Source organism: Pseudomonas sp. (assembly GCF_037994325.1).
Lineage (GTDB): Bacteria > Pseudomonadota > Gammaproteobacteria > Pseudomonadales > Pseudomonadaceae > Aquipseudomonas.
In genome coordinates this window covers 1-8,609 of sequence record NZ_JBBNAH010000529.1, presented here as the reverse complement: position 1 = coordinate 8,609, position 8,609 = coordinate 1, and the positions used below count along the sequence as shown (strand labels likewise).

The window sequence follows — 8,609 nt, the reverse complement described above, 5'->3', positions numbered from 1 at the left end:
CAACAAGCCTTCGTAGGGTGTGCTGTGCGCACCAATGCGCTACCCACACAGGCAATTGCGCCCCTGCTGTTTGGCCTGATACAGCGCGCTGTCAGCCCGAGCAATCAGCGATTGCAACGTATCGTTGGCTTTCATCTCGGCCAGGCCAATCGACATGGTCACCCCTGGCAGTACGCCGACCGGCGAATAGAACGAGGTCACTTGTTCCAATGCCGCGCGCAGCCGCTCACCAATAGCTCGGCCTTCGTCGGCGTTCATTTCCGGCAGCAAAATCACAAACTCTTCGCCGCCGTAACGGGTCAGGCTGTCTTTGGGCCGCAGTTGGTTGCGCAAGGTATGCGCCACCAGGCACAAGGCGTAATCGCCGGCCAGGTGACCATGGCTGTCGTTGTAGGGCTTGAAGTGGTCAACGTCCAACATCAATAAACACATCGGCTGGCCGTTAAAGGCGCAGCGGGTGTTTTCCCGCTCGAAGATATGTTCCAGCCAACGCCGGTTAAAGGCGCCGGTGAGGGTGTCGACGTTGGCGTTTTGCTCGCTGTCGATAATGATCTGGTTGCCCTGCCGCACCCGGTCGCACAGCAGGGTGAGTAAGTTCTGCATCAGCTCCGGCGATTGCGCAAACAGGCTGAATAGCGACTCGCGGTGCAGGCGCAGCACCAGGCAACGGCTGGCCGCCACCACGTAGGCAGAAGGGTGGTCGTTGTCGATAAAGCTGATTTCGCCCACGCACTCGCCCGGTTGCAGGGTTTTTACCGCTGGGTTGTCCAGCGAGCCGAGGAATACTTTGAGTTCACCCTCCAGCAACACATACAAATGCTGGTTGCGGTCGAACGGCGACAGCAGCACTTCGTTGGGGTCGAGTTCAAACGCACGAAATTGCTCCAGCAGTCGCCCCAGGTTATGGGCGGCGACATTCTGGAACAGACGCATGTCATGAATGGAATGCAGGTCGGCCTGCCACTGCGCGTCTTTCATCGCAATTGAAGCGTTCCGTTTAGATAGGCAATAGGGAATGGCATCGCGACGCATCCTTTCGTAAGTGCGAAAACCCGATTTCGCTGAACGGGGTCCAACCTGTTGCAACCGCTTGGCGAAGGCTCTGGTTGGCGTTGGCGATCATCATGTTCGCATGGCCGCCCAAGGCTTTCGTCGAGTTGGAATGCTTGCAATAGACCCATGTGAACCTTAGCTGCCAAGGCAACAATCTGCTGCTCAGCGGTTCACAGCCCGGCAAGAATTGTGAGTAATTCGCCCGGTTTTCAGTTCCCTATTTATGTCGGTAGCGTCAGGCGTTGCTCACTACCTGGTAGCGCACAGCGTAGCCGCTGAGGCTGGCTTCAATGGCTGCATGGCGCGCCGCGTCTAGCTCTTGCAAGTACACACGTGCCAACTGGCCGTAGCTGTCATGGGCGCTTACTTCAACCCGTACGGCGGGGTCGATATGCCGTAGGTCGGCCTCGAAAACCCGACGGATGGCGTCATAGCGCAGCGTGGGTTTAAAGGTTTTGCCCACTGCGGTCAGCGGAATGGCGTCGATGATCCATACATCCTTGGGAATGGCGGCACGTTCGGGAATATGGCTGGCGGCATGGGCAAGCAACTCTTCGGCGCTTACCGAGGCGCCTGGTACCAGTTGTACATACACCACCGGCAGTTCACCGGCTTTCAAGCAGGGTTTACCCACGGCCGCCGCCATGGCCACGGCTGGGTGCTTGTGCAGCGCCTCTTCAATCATTTGCGGGTCAATATTGTGCCCGCCACGAATGATCAGATCCTTGCTGCGTCCGGTCAGCCAGATAAAACCATCGGCGTCGATGCGGCCGAGGTCGCCGGTGTTAAACCAGTCGCCATCGACCCAAATACCCTTGTTTTTATCGGCTTGCAGGTAGCCGTTAAACACCGTGATACCGCGCAATACCAGGTTGCCGATCTCGTTCTCGGCGGCGTCGCGCAGGTAGTTGCCCTGCTCATCGAGCACGGCGATTTTTACCTCGCAGTACGGCATGCGAATACCAATAGAGCCTGGGCGGCTTTCGCCCGCCGGCGGGTTGCCGCAACTGCCGCAGGTGCCTTCGGTAAGGCCGTAACCTTCGATTAGTTTCAGCCCGGTTTTGCTCTCGAATTGGCGGATCAGCTCTACCGGCATCGGCGCCGCGCCGCACAGTGCATAACGCAGGCTGGACAGATCATGCCCAGCACTGGGCACCTGCAACAGGCCGGCGTAAATGGTGGGCACGCCGCTGAAAAAACTGACCCGGTAGCGCTCGATAATTTTCCAGAAGTTCTGAATCAAGCTCTGGCTGCGATAACCCTGGGGCGTAGCCAGCAGCACTTCGGCGCCGACATAGAAGGGCGCTAAGCCTGTGACCATCACGCCATTTACGTGAAACAGCGGCAGGCCGCAAAGCGTGACATCGCTGGCATGCAGGTCGATGGCAAAGGCCAGAATCATGCCCATCGCCACTTCATTGCGATGGGTGTGTGGCGCCAGTTTTGGCGTGCCGGTGGTGCCGCCGGTGTGGAAGTACGAGGCGATATCGTCGGGGGAAATAACTCGGCCGCTTTCCAGGTGGTCGGCGGGGCAGGCGGCGATCAATTCGTCGAAGTCCAATACGCCCGCAGGCAGGCCGCCACGCTGGGCTTTTATGCCGCTGCGTTGTGGTTCTTCCAGGTAGTTGGCCATGTCGACGGTGACGATATGTTTGAGCTCCGGCAGGTGCTCGCGCAGGCCGGCGACTTTGTCCCACAGATCGGTGCCGGGGAAGGGCGCCAGGGTGACCAGCACCTCGGAGTCGGAGGCGCGAATCAGCTCGGCGATATGTTCGCTGTCCAGCAATGGGTTGATCGCATTAACCACCCCGGCCGCTTCGCCGCCCCATAGGGTGAAATGCGTGTGCGGCAGGTTCGGCAGCAGAAACGACACCGCCTTGCCCGGCTTTACGCCGAGGCGATGCAGGGCGTTAGCGGTTTGCGTAACCTTGGCGAACAGCTCGCCATAGCTCAATCGGTACGGGTGTTCTTCGCTGTTGCCGTGGAGCAGAAAGGTCAGCGCGGTGGCATTGGGGTTGCGCGCCGCACTGCGTTGTAGCACTTCATAGGTGCTGGCCGGCATATCGCGGTCCTGCAGGGCCACTTGTTCAATCGCCAGGGTGTCGCGTAACGAAGCAATGGCGGGTACTTGAGCGGGTTGGTGAACAACGGCTTGGCTCATCGGCTGACCTTTTCTGATTCGCGGGTGTTAGCCCAGTTGCGCTGCCAGCCAGGTGCCGATATCACGGATTTCCTGGGGTAGCACTTCATGGCTCATCGGGTATTCCTGCCAGGTTACGGGTACGCCCTGGGCCTTCAAACAGTCATGCGCAGCACGGCCCATGGCCAACTGCACAATGTCGTCAAACGTGCCATGCAAACAGTAAACCGGCAGTTGTTTTTTTGTATCCGCCAGCGCCACGTCGGGGCTTAGGGTTGGTGAGTAGGTGGACAACGCCAGTACGCCACCCAGCGGCCCTTGCCAGCGTAGAAAGGCGGCGTGGTAGACCACGGCGCCGCCTTGGGAGAAACCGGCAAGGAAGATACGTGCCGGATCGATACCGCTGTCGCGTTGGCCTTCAATCAGTTCGATCACCCGTTGTGCCGAGGCTTCCAACTGCTCGCTGTTAATCGCCCGGGCCGGGCTCATGGCCAGAATGTCGTACCAGCTTGGCATGGCGTAGCCGCCATTGATGGTCACTGGCTGAGTGGGCGCCTGGGGCAAAATAAAGCGTGTGCCGCTGAGGGTTTGCTGCAAGGCTTCGGCCACGGGCAGGAAGTCGAAACGATCAGCACCCAGGCCATGCAGCCAAATAACGCAGGAATCGGCTGAAAGTGTGGGCTCTAGTATCAGATTTTCGTGCATGCTGGGCTCCAGTCTGGTGCGTGCGCCCTGCTGTGGGGCGTCGCTTGATCAAGGGTTTGGTGTATCCGTTAAGAACATGTCGCAAGGCTGCAAGTTTTGCTCTTGACCAGCCTAAATCGCCCCTTTCCGGGGCGTATGGTACGGGCTTTGCTATAACTGAATTAACCGATTGCGTGCCCCAAATTGGGTAACACTCCACCGTTTGCAAGGCTCTATTCAGGCAAGGTAAACAGGCAGTCGCGTTACGCAGGAAACAAGCTACTAAAAATAAGCCACGGGAGACGCCCAACAGATTCGCCACGGGTCGCCAGGTAGGTGACTAAGCGAACGGGACTATCCCCAACCCGTCTATTCGAACAAACCAATGTCACGAATAAGCGGGGGGTGAGTTTTGGCCGGTGGGAGTATCGCCAACTAGACTCGCTCCCAGGTCAGCACCCCGTATTAACCGTTTAACGATGGTTAAGCGTGCCTCAAAAGGGTACGGCGGTGGGGCCAAGACTCCAAACACAACAACAGCAACTGGAGGTTTTAATGAAGATGGTGAAATCCACCCTGGCTATTCTGACCGCAGCGACCATTCTTGGCGCCAGCGGCTTCGCTCAAGCGGGCGCGACTCTGGATAAAGTCAAGAAACAAGGCTTTGTACAGTGCGGTGTAAGTGATGGTCTGCCGGGCTTCTCGGTTCCAGATGCCAAGGGTAACTACCAGGGTATCGACGTTGATATCTGCCGCGGTGTTGCTGCTGCCGTGTTGGGCGATGCATCGAAAGTTAAATACAGCCCGTTGACTGCCAAGGAGCGCTTCACCGCAATCCAGTCTGGCGAAGTTGACATGCTGTCGCGTAACACCACCTGGACCAGCTCCCGCGACGCGGGCATGGGCCTGGTATTCACCGGCGTGACTTACTACGACGGTATCGGCTTCCTGGTTAACAAGAAGCTCGGCGTTTCCAGCGCCAAGGAACTCGACGGCGCGACCATCTGCATCCAGGCCGGTACCACTACCGAGCTGAACGTGTCCGACTACTTCCGCTCCAACGGTCTGAAATACACCCCCATCACCTTCGACACCTCTGACGAAAGCGCCAAGTCGCTGGAAGCCAGCCGTTGCGACGTGCTGACCTCTGACCAATCGCAGCTCTACGCTCAGCGCATCAAACTGGCTCAGCCAAACGACTACGTGGTTCTGCCGGAAGTTATTTCCAAAGAGCCTCTGGGCCCAGTCGTACGTAAAGGCGACGAAGAGTGGTTCAGCATCGTTAAGTGGACCCTGTTTGCCATGCTCAACGCTGAAGAAGCCGGCGTGACGTCGAAAAACGTTGAAGCTGAAGCCAAAGGCAGCAAAAACCCAGACGTTCTGCGTCTGCTGGGTGCTGACGGCGAATACGGCAAAGACCTGAAACTGCCGAAAGACTGGGCAGTGCAGATCATCAAGCAAGTGGGTAACTACGGCGAAGTGTTCGACCGCAACGTCGGTGCGGGCAGCGAGCTGAAAATCGAGCGCGGCCTGAACGCACTCTGGAACAAAGGCGGCCTGCAGTACGCACCACCAGTGCGTTAATAGCTGCTAGCCCGGTCGCCCGGTAGTTTGCTACTTCAGGCCGTGTGGGGACTTGTCCTCACACGGCCTGACCGTAACCGGTAAACGGTTCCGGGCGATTTTTTTGTTCCAACGTTTGTGGGGCTCTCCATGCAAAATCAAATCGGCACATCGCGGGGCTTTTCGCTAAGCGACCCACGTATCCGTGCCTGGCTATTTCAGATCATCACCATTGTGGCGGTGGTCTCAATGGGCTGGTTTCTGTTCGATAACACGCAAACCAACCTGCAACACCGTGGCATCACCTCAGGCTTCGGCTTCCTGCAGAACAGCGCCGGTTTTGGTATCGCTCAGCACCTGATCGATTACACCGAATCCGACACGTATGCGCGGGTGTTCGTTATCGGTCTGCTCAACACCTTGCTGGTGTCGGCCATCGGTATCGTGTTCGCCACCCTGCTGGGTTTTATCCTCGGTGTGGCGCGGCTTTCCACCAACTGGATGGTCAGCAAGCTCGCCACTGTTTATATCGAGACGTTCCGTAATATTCCGCCGTTGCTGCAAATTCTGTTCTGGTACTTCGCGGTGCTGCTGCCGCTGCCGGGGCCGCGCAACAGCTTGAATATTGCCGACAGTTTCTTCCTCAGCAACCGTGGTCTATACATGCCGCAAGGCAACGTAGCAGACGGCTTTACCGCCTTTGTGATTGCCGTGGTACTGGCGATTGTCGGCACGGTACTGATGGTGCGTTGGGCCAACAAACGCTTTGAAGCCACCGGTGTGCCTTTCCACAAGTTCTGGGCGGGCCTGGCGATCATCGTGGTAATTCCTGCACTCAGCGTGCTGGTGTTCGGTTCTCCCGTGCACTGGGTGGCGCCTGAGCTGAAGGGTTTCAACTTTGTGGGTGGCTGGGTAATGATCCCTGAGCTGCTGGCGCTGACGATCGCCCTGACTGCGTACACCGCCGCGTTTATCGCGGAAATTGTGCGTTCGGGCATCAAGTCGGTGAGCCATGGCCAGACCGAAGCCGCCCACTCGTTGGGGCTGCGCAATGGTCCGACCCTGCGCAAAGTGATCATCCCGCAAGCCCTGCGCGTGATCATTCCGCCGCTGACCAGCCAATACCTCAACCTGGCGAAAAACTCCTCTCTGGCCGCCGGTATCGGTTACCCGGATATGGTGTCGCTGTTTGCCGGTACGGTGCTTAACCAGACCGGGCAGGCCATTGAAGTAATTGCCATCACCATGAGCGTGTACTTGGCCATCAGCATCAGCATTTCCCTGCTGATGAACTGGTACAACAAGCGCATCGCGCTGATCGAACGGTGAGGAAGGGCGCATGACGACTCATACATTCAAACCCGACATGCCACCACCAAGCCGCAGCGTTGGCGTGGTGGCCTGGATGCGGGCCAATCTGTTCTCCAACTGGCTCAATACACTGCTGACCTTGTTTGCTGTGTACCTGATCTGGTTGATCGTTCCACCGCTGCTGAACTGGACCATTTTTGACGCTAACTGGGTCGGCACCACCCGTGCTGACTGCACCAAAGAAGGCGCGTGCTGGGTGTTTATTCAGCAGCGTTTTGGCCAATTCATGTACGGCTTCTACCCCAGCGAATTGCGCTGGCGCGTAGACGTGACGGTATGGCTGGCGGTCATTGGCGTGGCGCCGTTGTTTATCAGCAAGTTCCCGCGTAAAGCCGCTTACGGCATCGCCTTTCTGATCATCTACCCGCTGCTGGCCTACTGGCTGCTGCACGGCGGTTACTTTGGTCTGGAAAACGTTGCCACCAGCAAATGGGGCGGCTTGATGCTGACCCTGGTAATCGCCACCGTCGGTATTGCCGGTGCGTTGCCGCTGGGCATTTTGCTAGCGTTGGGACGGCGTTCTAACCTGCCGGCAATTCGTGTGGTCAGTGTGACCTTTATCGAATTCTGGCGCGGCGTGCCGTTGATCACCGTGCTGTTTATGTCGTCGGTCATGTTGCCGTTGTTCCTGCCTGAGGGCATGAGCTTCGACAAACTGCTGCGGGCGCTGATCGGTGTAATCCTGTTCCAGTCGGCCTATGTGGCCGAGGTGGTGCGTGGTGGTCTGCAAGCCATTCCCAAGGGCCAATACGAAGCCGCTTCGGCGATGGGCTTGGGTTACTGGCGCAGCATGGGCCTGGTGATTCTGCCGCAAGCCCTGAAGATGGTTATCCCCGGCATCGTTAACACCTTTATCGCCCTGTTCAAGGACACCAGCTTGGTGATCATCATCGGCCTGTTCGACCTGCTTAACAGCGTCAAACAAGCCGCCGCCGACCCGACGTGGTTGGGGATGGCCACCGAGGGCTATGTATTTGCGGCCCTGGTTTTCTGGATTTTCTGTTTCGGTATGTCCCGCTACTCCATGCACCTGGAGCGCAAGCTGGACACAGGCCACAAGCGTTAGGAGTCGAATAATGAGCGAAGCGATCAAACAGCCTGTGAGCCCTGAAGGCATTATCCAAATGCAGGGCGTGAACAAATGGTACGGCCAGTTTCACGTACTCAAAGACATCAACCTGAACGTGAAACAGGGCGAGCGCATCGTGCTGTGCGGGCCTTCGGGCTCGGGCAAATCGACCACCATTCGTTGCCTGAACCGCCTGGAAGAACACCAGCAGGGCCGCATCGTCGTTGACGGTGTGGAACTGACCAACGACCTCAAGCAGATCGAAGCGATCCGCCGTGAAGTCGGCATGGTGTTCCAGCACTTCAACCTGTTCCCACACCTGACCATTTTGCAGAACTGCACCTTGGCGCCGATGTGGGTGCGCAAGATGCCCAAGCGCAAAGCCGAAGAAATTGCCATGCACTATCTGGAGCGCGTACGCATTCCAGAACAAGCGCATAAATACCCGGGCCAGCTTTCCGGTGGTCAGCAACAGCGTGTGGCGATTGCCCGTGCGCTGTGCATGAAGCCGAAAATCATGCTGTTCGACGAACCCACTTCCGCCCTCGACCCCGAGATGGTGAAAGAGGTGTTGGATACCATGATCGGCCTGGCCGAAGACGGCATGACCATGCTCTGCGTAACCCACGAAATGGGCTTCGCCCGCACCGTGGCCAATCGCGTGATCTTTATGGACAAGGGCGAAATCGTCGAGCAAGCCGCGCCGAACGACTTCTTCGATAATCCGCA

7 protein-coding genes are annotated in these 8,609 nt (G+C 57.8%); 4 read left to right on the top strand and 3 right to left on the bottom strand.

All coding sequences use genetic code 11. From position 1 onward, the window contains the following. Window positions 1–39: 39 nt before the first annotated feature. From AAAB16_RS17725 to AAAB16_RS17715, 3 genes are all read right to left on the bottom strand, one after another. Window positions 40–978: a GGDEF domain-containing protein gene (locus tag AAAB16_RS17725; RefSeq protein ID WP_340664507.1), complete on the bottom strand. Its 939-nt coding sequence runs from the start codon at window positions 976–978 to the stop codon at window positions 40–42. A 310-nt stretch (window positions 979–1,288) separates the two neighbouring features. After that, window positions 1,289–3,214, bottom strand: a complete 1,926-nt coding sequence (locus AAAB16_RS17720; protein WP_340664506.1) for an acyl-CoA synthetase — start codon at window positions 3,212–3,214, stop codon at window positions 1,289–1,291. A 27-nt stretch (window positions 3,215–3,241) separates the two neighbouring features. Then, window positions 3,242–3,898 carry an alpha/beta fold hydrolase gene (locus tag AAAB16_RS17715; protein WP_340664505.1) on the bottom strand — a complete coding sequence of 219 codons (657 nt, stop codon included), beginning with the start codon at window positions 3,896–3,898 and terminating at the stop codon, window positions 3,242–3,244. A gap of 534 nt (window positions 3,899–4,432) precedes the next feature. Here AAAB16_RS17715 and AAAB16_RS17710 point away from each other — a divergent pair. The 4 genes from AAAB16_RS17710 to AAAB16_RS17695 form a co-directional block, all read left to right on the top strand. After that, window positions 4,433–5,461 carry an amino acid ABC transporter substrate-binding protein gene (locus tag AAAB16_RS17710; RefSeq protein ID WP_122492822.1) on the top strand — a complete coding sequence of 343 codons (1,029 nt, stop codon included), beginning with the start codon at window positions 4,433–4,435 and terminating at the stop codon, window positions 5,459–5,461. A gap of 129 nt (window positions 5,462–5,590) precedes the next feature. After that, window positions 5,591–6,769, top strand: a complete 1,179-nt coding sequence (locus tag AAAB16_RS17705; protein ID WP_340664504.1) for an amino acid ABC transporter permease — start codon at window positions 5,591–5,593, stop codon at window positions 6,767–6,769. 10 nt (window positions 6,770–6,779) lie between these two features. Then, window positions 6,780–7,877 (top strand): amino acid ABC transporter permease, encoded by a 1,098-nt coding sequence (locus AAAB16_RS17700; protein ID WP_340664503.1) that lies wholly within the window; start codon window positions 6,780–6,782, stop codon window positions 7,875–7,877. Between the two features lie 10 nt (window positions 7,878–7,887). Continuing rightward, window positions 7,888–8,609 (top strand): amino acid ABC transporter ATP-binding protein (locus AAAB16_RS17695; RefSeq protein WP_340664502.1); only part of this gene is annotated, 722 nt, incomplete at its 3' end.

Bases quoted from the DNA above. Each gene is read 5' to 3' on its own strand.
- AAAB16_RS17725 (WP_340664507.1), bottom strand. From the start codon at position 978: ATGAAAGACGCGCAGTGGCAGGCCGACCTGCATTCCATTCATGACATG.
- AAAB16_RS17700 (WP_340664503.1), top strand. From the start codon at position 6,780: ATGACGACTCATACATTCAAACCCGACATGCCACCACCAAGCCGCAGC.
- AAAB16_RS17715 (WP_340664505.1), bottom strand. From the start codon at position 3,898: ATGCACGAAAATCTGATACTAGAGCCCACACTTTCAGCCGATTCCTGC.
- AAAB16_RS17720 (WP_340664506.1), bottom strand. From the start codon at position 3,214: ATGAGCCAAGCCGTTGTTCACCAACCCGCTCAAGTACCCGCCATTGCT.
- AAAB16_RS17710 (WP_122492822.1), top strand. From the start codon at position 4,433: ATGAAGATGGTGAAATCCACCCTGGCTATTCTGACCGCAGCGACCATT.
- AAAB16_RS17705 (WP_340664504.1), top strand. From the start codon at position 5,591: ATGCAAAATCAAATCGGCACATCGCGGGGCTTTTCGCTAAGCGACCCA.